This window comes from Clostridia bacterium, from assembly GCA_034926675.1.
In the GTDB taxonomy this organism is placed as follows: domain Bacteria; phylum Bacillota; class DTU025; order DTU025; family DTU025; genus JAYFQW01.
Genome location: JAYFQW010000031.1, coordinates 1 through 17,581, shown reverse-complemented (window position 1 = coordinate 17,581; position 17,581 = coordinate 1). Strand labels below are relative to the sequence as shown.

The window sequence follows — 17,581 nt, the reverse complement described above, 5'->3', positions numbered from 1 at the left end:
TGAAAGGGGGTCTAGCCGGGTGTTCTGGTTAAGGCGCTTCGGCGCCGAGAATGATGCCGAATTTGCCTCTGAGCTGACCCCGTCGGGGGTTGGCTCGTCGGGCAAGACGACCCGCTCTACTGGAGCGAAGAAGACTGCGCGCAAGAACACTGGGGAGAATAGCTTCCTCGCCGGAGGAGTGGCAGTGTCTCCCATGCCTGTCACTGCCGGAGAGAGGATCACCGTGAAGTACAATGGGCTTCTGGCGCAGTCGGGAGCGGACTCGGTTTACCTGCATGCAGGTTTCGGCGCTCGGGAATGGAGAAATGTCGCGGATGTTCCAATGACCCAGGAGAAGCCTGGAACGTGGAAGGCTGCTCTGTCGCTGGATCCAAATGAGAACTCCAGGCTCAATTTCTGTTTCAAAGACCGTGCGGAAAACTGGGACAACAACTACGGTCTGAACTGGAGCCTCGAAGTGCACAACGGGCAGATGTAGAATGCGGGCTGCGGTGAGAGGTTAGGACCGAAGGCGAACAAGGCGAATCCAGAGCGAATCGAAGGCCGAGGTGTTTACAAACACCTCGGCCTTTGCTATAATCACGCTTGGAACTGCATCAGCGTTGGGGAGTCGTCTAGTGGTAGGACGTCAGACTCTGGATCTGATTGCGAGGGTTCGAATCCTTCCTCCCCAGCCATATAGTGGCCCCGTGGTCTAGTGGCCTAGGACGTCGCCCTCTCAAGGCGAAGACACGGATTCGAACTCCGTCGGGGCTACCAATTTCGAACACTCTGCTAAGGCGGAGTGTTTCTTTTTTGTCCTGCCCGCTGTTCACACAGTGGCGAGGGTCCCTGTGGGCTCGTTTGCATGAGCCTCAAGCGAAGCCGGGCGAGCTATGTAGTAGCCTTGCACGTAGTCCACTCCCATTTGATCCAAAGCGGCCAGCGATTCCGCATCCTCTACGCATTCAGCAACGGTGCGGGCGCCGATGGAGTGCGCGACCGAGTTGATGGCCTCCACTATGAGCCGGTGGGCAGGCTCGCTGCCGACGGCGCGTATCACTGATCCATCGATCTTCACGATGTCAACAGGGAGGCTGCTAAGAACCGACATGGTGGAGTAGCCAGCTCCGAAATCATCAACAGCGAAAAGGCAGCCCAGGGCGCGTAGGCGCTGTATCCACTCCCGTGCCTCATCCACATCGCCCAAGGCCGTTGTCTCGGTGATCTCGAAGCCGATCCGGCATGGCGCCACTCCGCTGGCTGCCACGGCCTCCTCGACATGGGTGAGGAAAGATGCGCTGCTGATGCTCCTTACGGATAGATTGATGAAGAGGCCAATACTGTCTCTATTGGCCAGAACCTGCAGAGCGGCATTAACGACCCACCTGTCGATCTGCGTGATGAGGCCGAACCTCTCGGCCCACGGGATGAACTCCCCGGGAAGGACCATCCCCCTCGACGGGCAGACAATGCGGACCAACGCCTCGTACCAGCGGATTCCTTCGGGTTTGGCGGATCTCATGCCTGGTCCGCAGCCCGCCGATACTATCGGCTGGAATTGCAGAAGGAACCGGTCATCGCGAAGTGCATCCTTGATCATGCTCACTCTATCATAGACGTTTGGGCGCCCATGCCCCGCCTCGTCGCCTGCGCCAGGATAGGTCACTCGGTTCTTTCCGTTGTCCTTGGCGTGGTACAGGGCGGCGTCGGCGCTGAGTGTTATGCCCCTCTGATCGCACAGACCATCTATCTGAGTCAGCCCCACACTCAGCGTCACGTCAACGGTTGCCCCATCTATCTCCATCTTGAGATCCTCAACGGACTCCCGAATCCGCTCAGCTGTAGTCAGCGCACTCTGAACTGGCACACCCTGAAGCAATACTACGAATTCATCGCCTCCGAGCCTTGCAACGAGATCGGTCTCTCGGATCATGCCTCGGATGCAGCGGGCGACTCGGATGAGAACCTCGTCGCCCGCGAGGTGAGACAGGGTGTCGTTCACAATCTTGAAGTTGTCGATGTCTATGAGAACGAGTGTGCTTGGTTTCCCGCGCTTTGCTTCCTCGATCGCTGCTTCTATGCATTCGGAAAGCACGGACCTGTTGGGCAGGCCTGTGAGATGGTCGTGTGTGGAAAGCCACCGCGCCTGCTGGACGGATTGGCGGTTTCTCATGAGGATGAGCGTGGCAGCCAGAGCGCCGGTGAACAAAGCCAGCAGGAGTGGAATGCTCCACGGACCACGCAATCGCCTTGGCCAGTTGGCGGCGTTGATATCCAGCGCAAGGACGGCGTAGGCGTCCCCTGTAGTCGTGGAGGCAATTGGAGATAGTCCGGTCACCCACACGCCCCACCGGTCGTGTATCGGGCCCAGCACGGCACATCTGCCGCCAGATATCAGAGCCATGGCGTCGGGGCTGAGAACCGAGAGGGCCTGACCTGGAGGTGAATGGCTTGAGGATGCCTCAGGTTCGCTGTCGACGAGCATGTACATCCGACCCTGCTCTACCCGGGCGATGTAGATTAAGTGCGCGTCTGGTGAGGCGTTGCGCAATGCCCTGAGCCTCGCTCCAATCAGAGCAAGGCTGCTCCCGTACTCAGGTGACGAGGGATCCAGAAGATCTGCTGCCCTCTTCGAATCCAAGAGTGATGCGGCGCCAGCAGCCCTAATGGCCAGGCTGCGCTTTACCTGCTGGTCCATGCGATGCATAGTGACCACAGCCGCGAACCAGCCGACGGCGGATAGCAGCATGGCGACAGCTATAGAGTGAAACAGGATTCCTCGTGTGTCTATTCCATACGGACCGCCGCGAAACCCGCTGCCCTTGATTGCCGACGAAGTGGTGGTAGTTGGCAAAGCATACACGCCCCTTCTAAACCATTATCGGCAACATGCCAAATCCCATTGAGCACAGGCTGCGTTCACTTCACGGCATGATCCATCCATTTCATCCCGGGTGATATTGCGGAGCGCCGCAGGACACGATCAGCAGAGGGCGAATAAATGGAACCAGATGGCAATAAACCATATATTGGAGGTGCGACGATGAACTGGGGAAAGGGTCTCGTGTGCGTCCTTGCGGCCGTGCTCATCGCTGCGGTGGGAACAGGATGCGGTCGCGACAGAATCCTTCCTGGCGGGTCAGGTTCTGTGGCCATGGCGGCAAACATCAAGAGAACGCCAGCAGCGGCAGGAGATCCCAAGTCAATAGTAGTGGACCTCACCATGGCCGGTTTCAATGTGAGGCGTGAGTTCCCTCTGAACGGCGATTCTGCGGCTGGCACAGTGGAATCCCTTACCGCAGGGATATGGCAGGTGAATGTGGCGGCCATCGATGACGAAGGCGACGCCATATACGCTGCTAAAACCAAGGCTGACGTAAAACGCGATACGGTCGCTTCCGTGCAGGTCACTCTGAAGGCTGTTGATGGCAGGGTGAGGATCGAGGCATCGCCCCAGGGGCTTCCGCAGGCGGAATCGGCCCTTGCCGCGGACATTTCGGTCTACTACTCCGGGGGGAGTTCGGCCTATCGATCATACAAGGATATCGCGAAGCAGGGATCTGTGTTCGTAGTGGAGGACACCGGATACGTGCCTCGGTCCTATGACATGCGAATCGTTTTCAAGGGCCAGGATGGAACATCGCTCTATGAAACCGAATACGTGGGATTCGGAGTCTGCCCTGGGAAAACCACCACTGTGAGCTGGCTTCCTGGGCTTGGAAGCATCGGCATCCAGATTGGCCTGATGACCGTGCCTCGCGCTCCCGAGGGAGTCGCAGTGGCCATGAACGGGCAGAAAGCAATGGTGTCGTGGCGCCCTGAGCCTGGCGATGGAGTAGCTTCTTACAGGGTGTACTGGAGATACTCTCAGTTCGACAGATACATGACCTCAAGATCGGAGCCTGTGGAGGCGCCTGCGCTCCAAGTGGAGGTGTCTCTATCGGCGAGTCAGAAAGGCTCAATGGTGTACTTCGTGGTAGTAGCCAAGGACAGCCTCGGGCAGGAGAGCTTGAGGAGTGAGGAGATCAGCGTCGCATACAACTAGTTTGTGTGGCATTGAACGAGCAGACCTGCGATGAAACGCGCCGCCCTCACTGTGCGGGCGGCGCGAAATGGCGCGATTCAGTTGCTGGAGATGTTATATTGGCAACAGCGCTTTGGCGATGCTGAAGTACACCAGGAGCCCCAGGCCATCCACGATCGTGGTGATGAGGGGGGCTGACATGACAGCGGGGTCCATCTTCAGGGCAGTTGCGGCGATTGGGAGCAGAGCCCCGACAACCGTAGCCATGACCACGATCGCGGCCACCGACAGGCACACGACGAGTCCCATCATCGGATTCCCGCCCACTCGCCATGCGCGCACGAATGCGATGGCAGCCATCACCACTCCAAGCCCCAGCCCCACTACGAGTTCCCTGCACAGGACCGCCCAGGCATCCTTCAGACGCACATCCCTAACAGCGAGGCCGCGAATGATCACGGTTGCCGACTGCGAACCTGCGTTTCCGCCACAGTCGATGAGCAGCGGAATGAAGAACGTGAGCTGAATGAAGGCCTGCATGGCATCGCTGAACTTCTGCATGATTCCGCCTGTGATCGACTCGGCGAGGAACAGTACAACCAGCCAGGCTATGCGGGATCCCCATAGCTCCCGGAGCCTGCTTGCGAAGTACGGATGGTCCAACGGCACCGTGCCTGCAATCTTCTGCATATCCTCTGTTGCTTCTTCTTCGACAACATCGAGAATGTCGTCGGCCGTGATCACGCCTGTTATCCTATTCTCGTAGTCGACGACGGGAAGAGCCAGGAAACGGTACTTCTTGAAGAGCTCCGCAGCCTCCTCCTGGTCAGCTTCAACCGGAACAGACACAGGACTGGGATTCATTATCACGCTGATCTTCGTTACCAGGTCCGATATGACCATGTCGCGAAGGGAAAGCACCCCCACCAAGTGCTCACGATCGTCAAGCACATACACGTAGTACACGGATGCAGCATCCGGGCCAACGCGCCGGAGTTCGCAGAATGCCTGCTCAACGGTCCAGCTGTCGCGGACAGTCACGTACTCAGTGGCCATTATGCCGCCGGATGTATCCTCGTCGTACCTCAGGAGCTCGCGCAGTTCATCGCCTTGTGAGTTCATCAGGCCCAGCAGTTTCTCGGCGTTTGATTCTGACAGCTCGCCGATGAAGTCTGCGGCATCGTCGGAGTCCATCTCCTTCACGATCTCGGAGATGCGCGCCGCGTCAAGGCCGTGCATGATATCGGTTTGATCGTCAAGATCGAGCTCCTGGACAATTGCTGCTGCGACATCGCTCGGGAGTGTCGCAAAGAACGCCCTGCGCTTGTCGTCGTCAAGGTCCTCAAGAATCTCTGCTATGTCGGCAGGGTGCAGGGTTTGCAGCAACTGGGCAAGCTCCTGGGACGAACCTCCAGATATCAAGGCCTTGACCTTAGCAATTATGACCTCATACTTCTCATCCACAGCAACACCCCCTGATGAGGGCGCACGCGCCGCAGAGCCTTACCACCAGCGGACGGCGCCCGAAGCGGAACGCTTCATATCGAGTTGTTCATCTGGAAACGACCCACTACTGCCTGAGTCACCGTCCACTGATCATCCCCCCTTCGGGCGTTGTAGCCAATATCGAGTATGGGGCCTGAACAACCCCACTTTGGTCATTATACTATTCGATGGAAGGTATGTCACCCACGAGGAGATCGCCAAGGAGATCAGCGCGGGGATCAACTGGGCGATCAGACAGTGGAGGCGGCGGTGCGCCAGACGTGGGGTATGTATGGTAGAATCAAGGTATCAAGGTACAGATCAGTATCTCACGGTGAGAGGCAGGTTTTTCACATGTCGGATCTTAGTCGAGCAGCCGCTGTGGCGGTTCGCGATTGTATGGGCGCACGGCCAGGTGAAACCGTTCTGATCATAACGGACGAGGGCGCCCGGACTGTTGGAACGGCGCTCTTCGATGCGGCGAAATCCATGGGTTGCGAGGCCATGGTGATTGAGATGATTCCCCGCACTAGAAACGGGGAGGAACCCCCTGCGCCAATCGGAGAACTGATGAAGCATGTCGATGTTGTGCTCGCACCTACGAGCAAGTCCATATCCCACACTGCGGCCAGAGAAGCTGCGTGCGCCGCAGGGGCGCGAGTTGCTACTCTCCCTGGCATCACAGAGGATTGCATGGCGCGCACACTCGCGGCCGATTACCGCGTTGTTGGCGACATTGCCGCCAGGGTAGCAGAGGTGCTGACCCGGGCAAGCGTGGTCCACATAACCAATGAAAACGGAACTGACATCACCATGTCCCTCGAAGGTAGAACGGCAGGCCCTGATGGCGGCATGTACCATGAGCCAGGGGATTTCGGGAACCTGCCGGCTGGCGAGGCATACATAGCTCCAGTTGAAGGCAGCGCCCAGGGCGTGTTCGTGGTGGACGGCGCCATGGCTGGGCCACAGCACACCGGTGAACGCATAACCATATATGTTGTGGATGGCTATGCCACGCGTATTCACGGTGGATCTGCGGCAGAATCTATAGAGGCGATGATCGCAGGGCTGGGAATGCCTGCGAGGAATATCGCAGAACTCGGAGTTGGGACCAATGGCTGCGCCCGGATCACCGGATGTGTCCTCGAGGATGAGAAGGTCCTCGGCACCATCCACATCGCCATAGGAGACAACTCTCACTTCGGAGGGAAGGTTGCCGTCCCGAGCCATCTTGACGGGATCGTAGCTGCGCCCACCGTTACTGTGGATGGTGTGGTCATCATGGAATCCGGGAGGCTTTTGATCTAGCGGGGTCAGTAGGCGCCAGACTTGCCCGCGCCAGGCCAGCAGGACCAGGCAGATCGAGGTTTCGCTGCGAGTTCGTTTCCCTGCTCAGGTGGGGTCCTGTGAACCGAACCGAACGTGGGTGGAGGGATGGACATGAATGGCCGCATCCGCAGGTTCTCGACGCAGGTTCGCTCGAATGGCAGTGCCCGCTCAACTAAGCGACCTCCCGACATCCAGGACCGAGACGTTGTGGATGCTATCATCACCGAGGTAGAGTGGGAGGAAGAGGGGATTCCCGAAGCATCTCTCAAGGGGTGGTGGTCCGACAGGTGGAATACATCTGCGGATTCCCTGCCTGCCAGAGACTGAATCCGTCTGATGGGTAGCTGTTGATTTCCGCTAAGGCACGGCGCGGGCTGACGCAGGGCGGGGTGTGGAGCCCTGAGGGGACACATTCCCGCCCTGCGTGCAGCATTAGGGGGTGGTCTTGTGAGGGAGTTCGTTCATCTGCACCTGCATACTCAATACTCCCTCCTGTGAATGGACGGGGCGTGCAGAACTGACCGTCTGCCCCAGCGGGTGCTGGAACTCGGGATGGGTTCGTGCGCTGCCACCGATCATGGCGTTCTGTTCGGACTCGTGGATTTCTACACTGCCTGCAAGCAACATGGTGTGAAACCCATACTCGGCTGTGAGGTCTATGTGGCCAAACGCACAAGGCACGATAGGACCCCTCATGTGGATGATAGCCCGTATCACCTCGTCCTGTTGGCTGAGAATGCGGAGGGGTACGCGAATCTGCTGAGGCTATCGAGCGCTGGGTTCACCGAGGGTTTCTACTACAAGCCCAGGGTGGACAAGGATCTGCTCGCTGCCCACTCCAAGGGCCTCATCGCCCTATCGGCGTGCCTCTCAGGGGAGCCTGCCTCTCTCCTCGCATCTGGGGAGCTGGATGCAGCAAGAAAGGCCGTGGGAGACTACCGCGATATCTTCGGCCCAGAGGCGTTCTACCTTGAAGTGCAATCGAACGGGATTCGATTGCAGGAACAGGTGAACCGTGGACTGGCATCGATCTCGCGGGAGATGGGAATTCCGTTGGCGGCGACCAATGACGCGCACTACCTTAAGCGCGAGGATGCGAGGGCCCATGATGTTCTGCTCTGCATTCAAACTGGCTCGACTGTGGATGACCCCGGAAGGATGCGGTTTCCGACAGATCAGTTCTACCTGAAATCGCCTGAGGAGATGTACCGCGCGTTCGCGGAGATTCCGGAGGCCTGTGAGGTCACTTGCGAGATCGCGTCACGCTGCAATGTGGATCTCGATTTCAGCACGGTCCACATGCCTGAGTTCGTGCCTCCGCACGGAGAGACTCACGAAAACTACCTTCGTAGGCAGTGCTATGAGGGAGCTGTCCGGCGGTTCACCTTGGTGTCTGATGAGGTGAGAGCACGGCTCGATTACGAATTGGGCGTGATCGGACGGATGGGGTACTCAGGCTACTTCCTCATAGTTTGGGATTTCATCCGGTTTGCGAAGAGCCGCGGCATCTTCGTGGGGCCAGGCAGGGGGTCAGCTCCAGGAAGTCTGGTCGCCTACTGCCTCGGCATCACTGATATCGACCCGCTCAAGTATGCCCTGCTGTTTGAGCGATTCCTGAACCCTGAACGAATCACCATGCCCGACATTGATGTGGATTTCTGCTACGAGCGCCGCGGCGAGGTCATCGACTACGTGGCCGCCAAATATGGTGCAGACCGGGTTTGCCAGATCATCACCTTCGGCACCATGGCGGCTCGGGCCGCCATCAGAGACGTAGGGCGTGCTCTGAAGCTTGGGTATGCCGAGACTGACCGTATCGCCAAGCTTGTTCCTGCGGAGCTCAACATGACTCTCGACCGGGCGCTGGAGATGTCAGCGGAGCTCAGGGCGGCGGTAGATGAGAACGAGCGCACTCGGCTGCTGATCGACGTGGCGCGGGCCGTGGAGGGGCTTCCAAGGCATCCCTCGGTCCATGCGGCGGGCGTGGTGATTTCGAAGGATCCGCTTACTGACCACGTCCCGCTGTACAAGTCTTCCGACGGAGTGATTACCACTCAGTATGCCATGGAGAACCTGGAACGCCTGGGCATCGTGAAGATGGACTTCCTAGGTCTCCGGACTCTCACCGTGATCGGGAAGACGGTCGAGATAATCCAGCACACCCGTGGGCAGCGTCTCGATATTGACCACATTCCCCTGGATGATCCAGAGGTGTATGATATGTTGAGATGCGCGGATTCTGCAGGCGTGTTTCAGCTTGAAAGCGGGCTGTTCCAGAGCCTGCTTCGCGAGGTGAAGCCGACTCGGTTTGAGGATATCATTGCCATAGTAGCCCTGGGCAGGCCTGGGCCGATGGTGATGACGGGCGATTTCGTACGCGGAAAGCAGAACGAAGCTTCGATCACGTATCCACACCCTGCTCTCGAGCGGACTCTGCGCCCCACCTACGGGGTGATGCTGTACCAGGAGCAGGTGATGCAGGTCGCGAGCGAGCTGGCTGGCTTCAGCCTTGGCGAGGCGGACATGCTCCGGCGTGCGATGGGCAAGAAGAAACCTGAGGCCATTGCGGCGCTCAAGAACAGGTTCATGACAGGCGCTGCAGACCGAGGGGTGTCGACCGCCGTAGCAGAAGAAGTGTTCACACTTATCGAGCGATTCGCAGGGTATGGGTTCAACAAGGCGCATAGTGCAGCGTACGCCCTGATTTCATACCATACCGCCTACTTGAGGAGGCACTACTTCCCCGAGTTCATGGCGGCCACACTCACAAGTGTGATGGGTTCGTCCGAGCGTGTGGCCATGTATATCGATGTATGCAGGTCCAAAGGTGTGGATGTGCTTCCCCCGGATGTTAATGAGAGCCTCCTCGGCTTCACCGTGAGCGGAGGCAGGATCCGCTTCGGACTTGGGGCTGTGAAGAACGTGGGAGAGGGAGCCGCACAGGCAATAATCACTGCACGAAAGGCAGGAGGAAGGTTCCAGTCGCTCACCGATTTCTTTGATAGGGTTGACATGACCGCGGTAAACAGGAAGGCCATCGAGTGCCTGATGAAGGCGGGGTCCTTCTGCGCATTCGGGAACAGGCGCCAACTCCTAGCCGTGATGGATCAGGCGTGTGACTACAGCTCGGCGCGGCAGCGCAGCCAACAGGCGGGTCAGGCGTCTTTCTTTGATCTGTTCGAAGCGCCTTCGGGTTTTGTCGGCGCCTCAATTGAGTTGCCGAGCATGGACGAGTTCCGTCAGGACCAGATTCTCGCGATGGAGAAGGAGCTGCTTGGCCTGTATCTTTCGGGGCATCCGTTGGCGGTCGCTGCTGATCTGGTGCATCGGGCATCAAGTTCATCAGTGCGTGACCTCGCTGAAGCGCAGGACGGCTCATACGTCACTCTCGCCGGGATGATTGTAGGAAGGAAGCAGATCTCCACCAAGTCAGGGCAGCTCATGGCTTTCGTGCAGCTGGAGGACCTTACCGGACAGGTAGAGGTGATTGTGTTTCCAAGGACGTACGAGCAGACCTCCGGTTTGCTTGCTCCGGATGCGAAGGTGGTAGTGCGAGGCAAGGTAGATGTGAAGGATGACGGCGTCAAGCTGCTGGCCGACTCCATAGGCCCTCTTGAGTAGGGACAATGGGTCAGGCACTGAAGGAGATTCGGCATTGGCATAGAAGAACGGACATACTACCTAAGCGGGTATGAGATTTCGAGGAGGGCAACTGACGTGTGGACAGTAGTCTACATCGCACCTAACAGGTCAGAGGCCGAGCTGGTGAAGAACATGCTTGAAGTGGAAGGCCTACTGGTAACGCTCAGACCCATAGGAGTGCCTCAGCTCGGCGATTCCGCCAATGTGGAGGTTCTCGTTCCTGAGACTGAGGCCGAGGAGGCGCACGATATCCTCGACTCATCGGTGATCTAGGTTTGTCACACCGTAGGCGCGAACGGTGCCACTGGAGGAATCGGCATGAGACGAATAGCAGTGCTTACAAGCGGAGGAGACGCCCCCGGCATGAACGCCTGTGTACGGGCGGTGGTGAGAAAGGCGTTGTACCACGGCCTGGAGGTAGTGGGGGTCAGGCGGGGGTTCCACGGGCTGGTCGTGGGGGACTTCATGGAGATGAAGTCGCGTTCAGTGGGAGATATCCTCCAGAGAGGTGGCACTATTCTGAAGTCTGCCAGGTCTGAGGAGTTCAAGACCGAGGAAGGGCGCGCAAAGGCGCTCCTTCAGATCAGAACCTGCGAGATAGATGGCGTGGTCGGGATAGGCGGAGATGGCACCTACAAGGGCTTGGATCTCCTGTCCAAGATGGGGGTGGCCACCATTGGAGTGCCAGCCACCATCGATAATGACATCGGATCGACTGAGTACGCCATCGGATTCGATACAGCATGCAACACGGTGCTCGACGCCATCAACAAGATACGGGACACGGCTACGTCGCATGAGCGTACCTATGTAGTCGAGGTGATGGGGAGGAACTCGGGCCACATTGCACTGGCGACTGGGCTCGCAGGAGGCGCAGAGAGCATCCTCGTGCCTGAAGTGGAGTTCGATATCCAGCAAGTGTGCAGCAGGATTATGGAAGGCGCCAGAGAGGGCAAGAGCCACAGCATAGTCGTAGTCGCTGAGGGCGCAGATGGGAACCCCGCGCCCGGAAGAGGCGTCAGCGAGGGATGCGCAAATCGGATAGGCCAGCAGATAGTGGAGATCACAGGGTTCGACACTAGGATCATAGTGCTCGGGCACATACAAAGGGGCGGGGCTCCATCGATGCGCGACCGGATCCTTGCCACTACCCTCGGAGCAAAAGCCGTTGATGTGCTGCTTGGCGGAGGAACAAGCGCGGCGTTGGGCCTGTTCGGCAACGAAGTGCGGGTATTTGGTTTCGATGAGGCGCTGGACATGAAGCGGCCAATTAACATGGACTACTATGAACTTGCGAACATGCTGTCGAATCTGTAGCACGGCCCCGCGCCATGGGAGACCTGGCGCGACGGGCCACCCCGGGGACTAGCGGGCATGCTGGGAGCTCGGAGCAGTCTGAGCCCTGCATATGGCCGTTCGCATTACGGCAGAATATGACCGGGGACGGCGGAATTCAGGTGGGGAGGGCTAGTGTTGAAAGCGACCGGGATAGTCAGACGTATAGATGACCTCGGCAGGGTGGTCATACCGAAGGAAATCAGGAGGACGCTGAGGATCCGGGAAGGCGACCCTCTTGAGATATTCACTGATCGAGACGGCGAAGTGATCCTCAAGAAGTACTCGCCCATGACCGACCTAAGCTTCTTCGCCCAGGAGTACACTGATTCCCTTAACGATTCTACTGGATGCATCGCGCTCATTGCAGATGATGCAGAGGTCGTCGCGGTAAGCGGTGCTCCAAGGAAAGCGTATATGGAGAAGAGGGTTTCTGAGTACGCCCAGGAAGTGATGAAATCCAACAAGACATTCGTGGCTACGGCGCCGAACGAGAAACCGGCAGTAGATGGCGCCCAATTCGCAGCGCAGGTGATGGCGCCCATCGTTGCGGGCAGCGACCCCGCTGGAGTGGTAGTGCTCATGTCGAAAGAGCCGAGGCAGATGGGGGCGACTGAGGTCAAGCTTGTTGAGACAGCAGCCGCATTCCTCGGAAAACAGCTTCTCCACTAGGCTATTCAGATGAAAACGAGTCTCAGAGCCTCAGGCTAAGCAGGACGCCTGGGGCTGTGTTGTTTTCGGCATGGCCCGGCGGAGAACGCGGGGTTCCTCTTGCGGGGTGAGCGCACTCCCCGGGGAATCTCTCGGGGCAGTCAGCATTAGGCAGACAGCATTAGGCAGACAGCATCCGGAGCGCGTTCAAGGGGTTAACGGCACTTCTGAGCGCGGCAATCGTTGAGCGCACCGAGCCGCAAGTGCACCGGGCCGCAAGCCGCATGGTGTGGTTGCGCGGCAGCAGCCTCCATGGTAGAATAATGGAGCGCCGAAGTGGCGGAATCGGCAGACGCAGTTGACTCAAAATCAACCGGTCGAAAGGCCATGCGGGTTCGAGTCCCGCCTTCGGCACCATTTTTATCGTACGGCCAGCTCAATGGGCAGAAGCGTATGGATTCCGGGGTGTAAAGATAACATCCCGATAACACAATTAGGCGATATTGGCTGTGCTTACATGACACTGAACGGAACAAGTGAGAAGACGGGGCAGTCACACGGCTGCCCCTATTGCGTTCGTCCGGCATGTTTGTTGAGCCGATGGACTGAAAGAGGTCCTATCACCTAACCAGCGGGAAGACAACCAGTAGGAAAGGGCGTCGCTGGCAACACGGACGGGTTCGTGTCCAGGCAAACGGACTTAACCGGGGAAGCCCTGTATCATCCGGGTGCCGGTAAGCCCAGACGAGCGGAGACGCAAGCTAGAACCCAAGTGCAGAGCTACATACGAAGCGCGCCCAGTTTTTCCGAGACTCAGTACGGATTCCGTACAGGCAACACGGGACACCAGTACGGATTCCGTACTGCGCAGAAGCCAAGTCCGACGGACGGGCTCCGAAAACCGCGTTATTGCCCGCGAAAAGAGCGCCGCAGGCCGTATTCCGGGCGATAATTCCCATTTTGCGGTTCGTTTTCGGTCCGCCGGACCCGATTTGCCTCGAATGAGGTCTAGTGTCGTACGGATTCCGTACTGGTTAAGCGACGACCCAGTACGAATTCCGTACTGACATCGTACCGGCGTAAGCGTCAAATGGCCTCCACCTATCGACGAGGCGGAGGCTAGTTGTCCTGTTGCCATTGGAGCAGAGTATTGGCTGAGTGCAGCAGACCTGGATAGCTTCCCCGTCTCCCGTGTCCCGACTGCCGCGCGCGCCCGTCCCCTTCCCTTGACGCGACATGCCCGAAATGGTAAATTGGGCGTAGGATGTCCAACAACTGATGTTGGTCTTCATCTTCGCAACAGTTGCATCGCGTGATTCGTGGAGGCTATCGGCCAATGCATGTGCGTGAGGACTTCAAACCCCTGCGTGTGCTGGTCTATGAGCAGCTCCTCGAGCTAATATCCCAGGGGAAGCTGCCTGTGGGTTCGCGCCTGCCATCGGAGCCGGAACTGTCGCGATTGCTCAAGGTGAGCCGCAATGTGCTCCGCGAGGCGCTCATACTGCTCGAACAGGACGGCGTCATCCTCAACCAGCGGGGCATTGGCCGTACCGTGATCGGGCCAGGGAAACGCCCTGCCGCCATCGGTCTTGTGTGCGCAGGCGACGTTGCCGACCTGTTCGCGGCCGAAGGCAGTCCTTCCACTTACCGGCTCGTGTCTGCCTATGATCAAGAAGCGGGCTCCGTAGCCCGCGCCAAACTGGGGCTGGAGCGCGGTGATCGCGTCCTGATAGTCCAGTCTGTCACGGAAATCGAAGGCGTTCCTTCCGTGTACTCAGTGGACTTCATCCCTCACAAGGTCGTGCCCATGGCGCTCGAACGCATGCAGTCCAACGGGATCAGCTCCACCTATGATCTGCTCACCGAGGCCGGAGTGAGGATCGTCAGGTGGGATGTGAGCATTAGCTCGGCTAGGATGTCGGAATCCGACGCCCGATACCTGGCAATCCCCGCCGACTCGGCGTCTCTCCTGGTAGAGCAGGTAGGCCTCGACTCCACAGGCCGCGCATCTGTCTATTCCCGACGGTACGCAGCGCAACAGTCTCCAAAGATCAAACTGATAGTTGAGAAAAGGCAGGCGCCGTGAACATGGAGCTTCAACACCACATCAAGTGCAAGCCCGGCGACCTGGGACGTTCAGTTCTTCTGCCGGGCGACATCAAGAGGGCCCAGCTGATCTCAAGCTATATGGACAACCCCAGGCATGTGGCGTCCAGTAGGGAATTCGACACCTACACAGGTGGATATCAGGGCGTGCCCGTGTCGGTCATATCCACCGGAGTTGGGGCGCCGGCCGCCTCAATCGTGGTGGAAGAGGCCATCAAGGTCGGAGCGCGCAACATGATACGGGTTGGGACCTGCGGGGCCATGCAACCGAATGTTCACCCGGGAGACCTGGTCATCGCCACTGCCGCGGTCCGCGGCGACGGCACTACTCCCGAGTACATCGATATGAGCTACCCAGCTGTAGCCGATTTCCACCTGGTTCGCGCCCTGGTCGACGCGGCTGATGAACTCGGCGCGTCGTATCACCTCGGGGTAATCCGGACTCATGATGCCTTCTACATGGAATCTCCATTTGCCTAACGGGAGAAGAGATCAGGCGCTCGGATGAGATATGCCATGCAATCGACCTCATGATCCGAATGGCTCTCCGGGCAGCAGCCAAGATGGATAGGAGGTGCGGCTCAGGTCGGACCCAGCAGGACGCCTAGCAGGGCGCCCAGCGCGACACCCAGCGGAGCGCATCCTGTTAAAGAACGCTTACATATTCTCCGGCGAAGGCGCGCGAGCCGCCGGGTGGGCGCACAGTTACGATGCAGGGTCGGCTACCGCAGGCGGGGGTGCGGGCGTCGGCCAGCTCGTTGCGGGCGCCGCGGCGGATATCGTGGGTTTCGACCTGTCCTCGCCCAGGCTCGCGGCCGCCGATCCGCACGCGCTTCTCTCCAACCTGGTGTTCGCCGGATCCACAAGGGATCTGAGGTTCGTGATGATAGACGGGCGCATTGTTGTTGAAGATGGTGTCCATCTCACCGTGGACACGCGCACGGTGGCGCAGAGGGCGAAGGAGGTAATGCGAAAAGAGAGCATACCCACGTCCGGGCCTGGTGTGTTGGGAGCTGATTGATTGATTCGGAAGGTTACTGTTGCTGCTATGTCGCAGGCCATTATTGCGCTTGGAGTGGTGCTCATGATTCACGCGAGCCTGGGGGCGGATCCGTGGACCGCGTTCACCCTGGGCTGGAGTAATGCAACCGGCTTGACCAACGGTCGGGTCACTCAGTTGACGATGCTGGCGTTGGTATGCGCCAACTATCTTGTAGGCAAGCAGAAGCCGGGCATAGGCGCCGCTTTCAACATTGTGCTGGTGGGATGGTTTATCGACCTGCTCACCCCGGTGGTTGGGATTCCCGGCGGGCTTTTCGTGAGGTGGATGGCGCAACTGGCAGGCATGGTCCTAATGGCCCTTGGCTCAGCTGCGTACATACACGCTGATCTGGGTAGAGGGCCCATAGACGGCTGGGGTTTCACCATGGGCCGTCTGCTTCACACGAAGATCGGTATAGCCAGAATAGTAACTGACGGAATCGCGGTGTCTGTAGGGGCTGCTCTTGGAGGCAAGGTAGGGGTGGGCACGCTGGCGGCGGCTGTGCTCATCGGCCCGCTGATCCAGTTCTTTATCACAAGAGGGGAATGGAGGGTGTGAAGTGAAGTCCAGGTTGACTGCTATTATGGCAGTGGCGCTGGTGTTTGTGGTATCTCTCAGTCTGGGTGTGAACAGCGCGAGCGGGCCCGAGGCGGCCGGGAAGCCGTATAGCCCCCAGAGATGAGCGGAAATGCAGTTGCCTGATCAGCTGTCCTTGCTGCGCCTCATAAGCGTCACGAACACTCTCACCCAGTCTGGATCGTACAGAGTGCCGGCGTTTGCCTGGATCTCCTCGATAGCTTCTGAAGACGGGATGGCCTCTCGGTACGGCCTTGCCGAGGTCATGGCATCGTAGCTATCTGCTATTGCGAGGATTCTGGCCAAGGCTGGGATGGCATTGCCGACGAGGTGGTCGGGGTATCCGGATCCGTCGAATCGCTCGTGATGATGCCTTATGACTTTGGCGATTTCTCCCAGACGTGCGATTGGCTTCATAATCAGCTCACCCACCACGGGGTGAGTTTTCACAATGCTCCATTCCTCATCCGTCAGCCTGCCGGGCTTGGTCAGTATTTCTGGTTTAACGGCCACTTTGCCGATATCGTGGAGCTGCCCTGCCAATGATACTACCTCAAGGTCTGCCGAGGCGCCCCAGCGCTCCTTCGCCATAGCTACCGCTAAGTCTCGCACTCGCAACGAATGGCCCAGGGTATACGGCTCGTGAGAATCGAGTACATCCGATAGAGTCTCCAGGCATTCCACGAGCAACGCGCCGAGTCGATGCGACATCGTCTCGTGGTTGGCGCAGTCGGCTGCTGCAAAGCTGATGTATCTGAGCGCCGCGATCTCCTTCGACATGACCACTGTGCCCATATGGCGTCCACTCGCGTCTCGAAGCATGGAGAACGTACTGCAAAATACGCGTCCGCTCTTGGGGTCCTCGGCGGTAGTCGTGAGATTGCTTCTGTTGCTCGTTCGAAGGTGACAGAGGATCGATTTGATGTCTGATGCCCACTCGCCGGCGGTGCACCCGAGGTTCAGATGCGCCCTTGCGTTCATCTTCTCCGCGAAGTCCATCTCCATGGCCTTCTGGTTGAGGAATGCCACGTCCCCACTATTGTCGAGGATGATGAAACTCTCCGGCAGTTGATTGACGGCTTGCCGTATGAGTGCTGCAACGTGTCGTGTCATGACAGCTGGACCTCCTGGCGTGTATAGGAGAGGCTACCAGGTGTTCCAATATGGGCTATGGGCATCTATCGCACGCAGGCGTCACATACGAGAAGCAATGATCATGCCGTTGAGTCCGGATGCTTGGGCTTTCCGGACTCGGTGGGCAGGAAGAGGTTAGTGTCTTAGGTAGTGGTGTAAATTCGGCGGAAGGATCCTGGGCGTATTGACAGGGACAGCCGCCATGTGGTTCTCTTCGGGTGTAAAGCAATACAATCCGAGGGGGTAACCACGATGGCAGCTGCCAAGAGAAATGT

The 17,581-nt window shown here is 58.4% G+C and carries 16 protein-coding genes and 3 tRNA genes; 16 read left to right on the top strand and 3 right to left on the bottom strand.

What is annotated here, in order from left to right:
• Positions 1–19 precede the first annotated feature (19 nt).
• From VB144_09105 to VB144_09095, 3 genes are all read left to right on the top strand, one after another.
• Positions 20–478: a carbohydrate-binding protein gene (locus VB144_09105; protein ID MEA4883792.1), complete on the top strand. Its 459-nt coding sequence runs from the start codon at positions 20–22 to the stop codon at positions 476–478.
• A gap of 125 nt (positions 479–603) precedes the next feature.
• A tRNA-Gln gene (locus VB144_09100) sits at positions 604–677 on the top strand.
• A gap of 6 nt (positions 678–683) precedes the next feature.
• A tRNA-Glu gene (locus VB144_09095) sits at positions 684–759 on the top strand.
• Positions 760–811: 52 nt separating this feature from the next.
• On the opposite strand, the gene VB144_09090 is transcribed toward VB144_09095, so the two are convergent.
• A complete protein-coding gene (locus VB144_09090) occupies positions 812–2,836 on the bottom strand; it encodes an EAL domain-containing protein (protein ID MEA4883791.1) in 2,025 nt (674 codons plus the stop codon).
• Between the two features lie 189 nt (positions 2,837–3,025).
• On the opposite strand from VB144_09090, the gene VB144_09085 reads away from it, so the two are divergent.
• Positions 3,026–4,027 (top strand): hypothetical protein, encoded by a 1,002-nt coding sequence (locus VB144_09085; protein MEA4883790.1) that lies wholly within the window; start codon positions 3,026–3,028, stop codon positions 4,025–4,027.
• Between the two features lie 93 nt (positions 4,028–4,120).
• Here VB144_09085 and mgtE read toward each other — a convergent pair whose 3' ends face one another.
• A complete protein-coding gene (gene mgtE / locus VB144_09080; protein MEA4883789.1) occupies positions 4,121–5,470 on the bottom strand; it encodes a magnesium transporter in 1,350 nt (449 codons plus the stop codon).
• A 375-nt stretch (positions 5,471–5,845) separates the two neighbouring features.
• Here mgtE and VB144_09075 point away from each other — a divergent pair, with 375 nt between their 5' ends.
• The 12 genes from VB144_09075 (at position 5,846) to VB144_09020 (ending at position 16,278) form a co-directional block, all read left to right on the top strand.
• On the top strand, positions 5,846–6,799 hold the full coding sequence (locus VB144_09075; protein ID MEA4883788.1) for an aminopeptidase: 954 nt from the start codon (positions 5,846–5,848) through the stop codon (positions 6,797–6,799).
• A 132-nt stretch (positions 6,800–6,931) separates the two neighbouring features.
• Entirely contained in the window at positions 6,932–7,147 is a 216-nt protein-coding gene (locus tag VB144_09070) for a hypothetical protein (GenBank protein MEA4883787.1), read from the top strand.
• A 171-nt stretch (positions 7,148–7,318) separates the two neighbouring features.
• Positions 7,319–10,441 carry a DNA polymerase III subunit alpha gene (locus tag VB144_09065; protein MEA4883786.1) on the top strand — a complete coding sequence of 1,041 codons (3,123 nt, stop codon included), beginning with the start codon at positions 7,319–7,321 and terminating at the stop codon, positions 10,439–10,441.
• 96 nt (positions 10,442–10,537) lie between these two features.
• Positions 10,538–10,735, top strand: a complete 198-nt coding sequence (locus VB144_09060; protein MEA4883785.1) for a glutamate decarboxylase — start codon at positions 10,538–10,540, stop codon at positions 10,733–10,735.
• Between the two features lie 45 nt (positions 10,736–10,780).
• Positions 10,781–11,779 (top strand): 6-phosphofructokinase, encoded by a 999-nt coding sequence (gene pfkA, locus VB144_09055; GenBank protein MEA4883784.1) that lies wholly within the window; start codon positions 10,781–10,783, stop codon positions 11,777–11,779.
• Between the two features lie 156 nt (positions 11,780–11,935).
• Positions 11,936–12,469 carry a stage V sporulation T C-terminal domain-containing protein gene (locus VB144_09050; protein ID MEA4883783.1) on the top strand — a complete coding sequence of 178 codons (534 nt, stop codon included), beginning with the start codon at positions 11,936–11,938 and terminating at the stop codon, positions 12,467–12,469.
• 309 nt (positions 12,470–12,778) lie between these two features.
• Positions 12,779–12,865: transfer RNA gene (locus VB144_09045), tRNA-Leu, on the top strand.
• Between the two features lie 919 nt (positions 12,866–13,784).
• Positions 13,785–14,534, top strand: a complete 750-nt coding sequence (locus VB144_09040) for a GntR family transcriptional regulator (protein ID MEA4883782.1) — start codon at positions 13,785–13,787, stop codon at positions 14,532–14,534.
• A 2-nt stretch (positions 14,535–14,536) separates the two neighbouring features.
• Positions 14,537–15,034 carry a nucleoside phosphorylase gene (locus tag VB144_09035; GenBank protein MEA4883781.1) on the top strand — a complete coding sequence of 166 codons (498 nt, stop codon included), beginning with the start codon at positions 14,537–14,539 and terminating at the stop codon, positions 15,032–15,034.
• Between the two features lie 94 nt (positions 15,035–15,128).
• Positions 15,129–15,575: a hypothetical protein gene (locus VB144_09030; GenBank protein ID MEA4883780.1), complete on the top strand. Its 447-nt coding sequence runs from the start codon at positions 15,129–15,131 to the stop codon at positions 15,573–15,575.
• Positions 15,576–16,154, top strand: a complete 579-nt coding sequence (locus tag VB144_09025; protein MEA4883779.1) for a hypothetical protein — start codon at positions 15,576–15,578, stop codon at positions 16,152–16,154.
• Position 16,155: 1 nt separating this feature from the next.
• On the top strand, positions 16,156–16,278 hold the full coding sequence (locus VB144_09020; GenBank protein ID MEA4883778.1) for a hypothetical protein: 123 nt from the start codon (positions 16,156–16,158) through the stop codon (positions 16,276–16,278).
• Between the two features lie 20 nt (positions 16,279–16,298).
• On the opposite strand, the gene VB144_09015 is transcribed toward VB144_09020, so the two are convergent.
• A complete protein-coding gene (locus tag VB144_09015; GenBank protein MEA4883777.1) occupies positions 16,299–17,285 on the bottom strand; it encodes an HD-GYP domain-containing protein in 987 nt (328 codons plus the stop codon).
• Between the last annotated feature and the right edge of the window lie 296 nt (positions 17,286–17,581).

Coding starts and splice junctions, on each gene's coding strand:
- VB144_09085 (MEA4883790.1), top strand. CDS start 3,026: ATGAACTGGGGAAAGGGTCTCGTGTGCGTCCTTGCGGCCGTGCTCATC.
- VB144_09075 (MEA4883788.1), top strand. CDS start 5,846: ATGTCGGATCTTAGTCGAGCAGCCGCTGTGGCGGTTCGCGATTGTATG.
- VB144_09070 (MEA4883787.1), top strand. CDS start 6,932: ATGAATGGCCGCATCCGCAGGTTCTCGACGCAGGTTCGCTCGAATGGC.
- VB144_09065 (MEA4883786.1), top strand. CDS start 7,319: ATGGACGGGGCGTGCAGAACTGACCGTCTGCCCCAGCGGGTGCTGGAA.
- pfkA (MEA4883784.1), top strand. CDS start 10,781: ATGAGACGAATAGCAGTGCTTACAAGCGGAGGAGACGCCCCCGGCATG.
- VB144_09040 (MEA4883782.1), top strand. CDS start 13,785: ATGCATGTGCGTGAGGACTTCAAACCCCTGCGTGTGCTGGTCTATGAG.
- VB144_09035 (MEA4883781.1), top strand. CDS start 14,537: ATGGAGCTTCAACACCACATCAAGTGCAAGCCCGGCGACCTGGGACGT.
- VB144_09015 (MEA4883777.1), bottom strand. CDS start 17,285: ATGACACGACACGTTGCAGCACTCATACGGCAAGCCGTCAATCAACTG.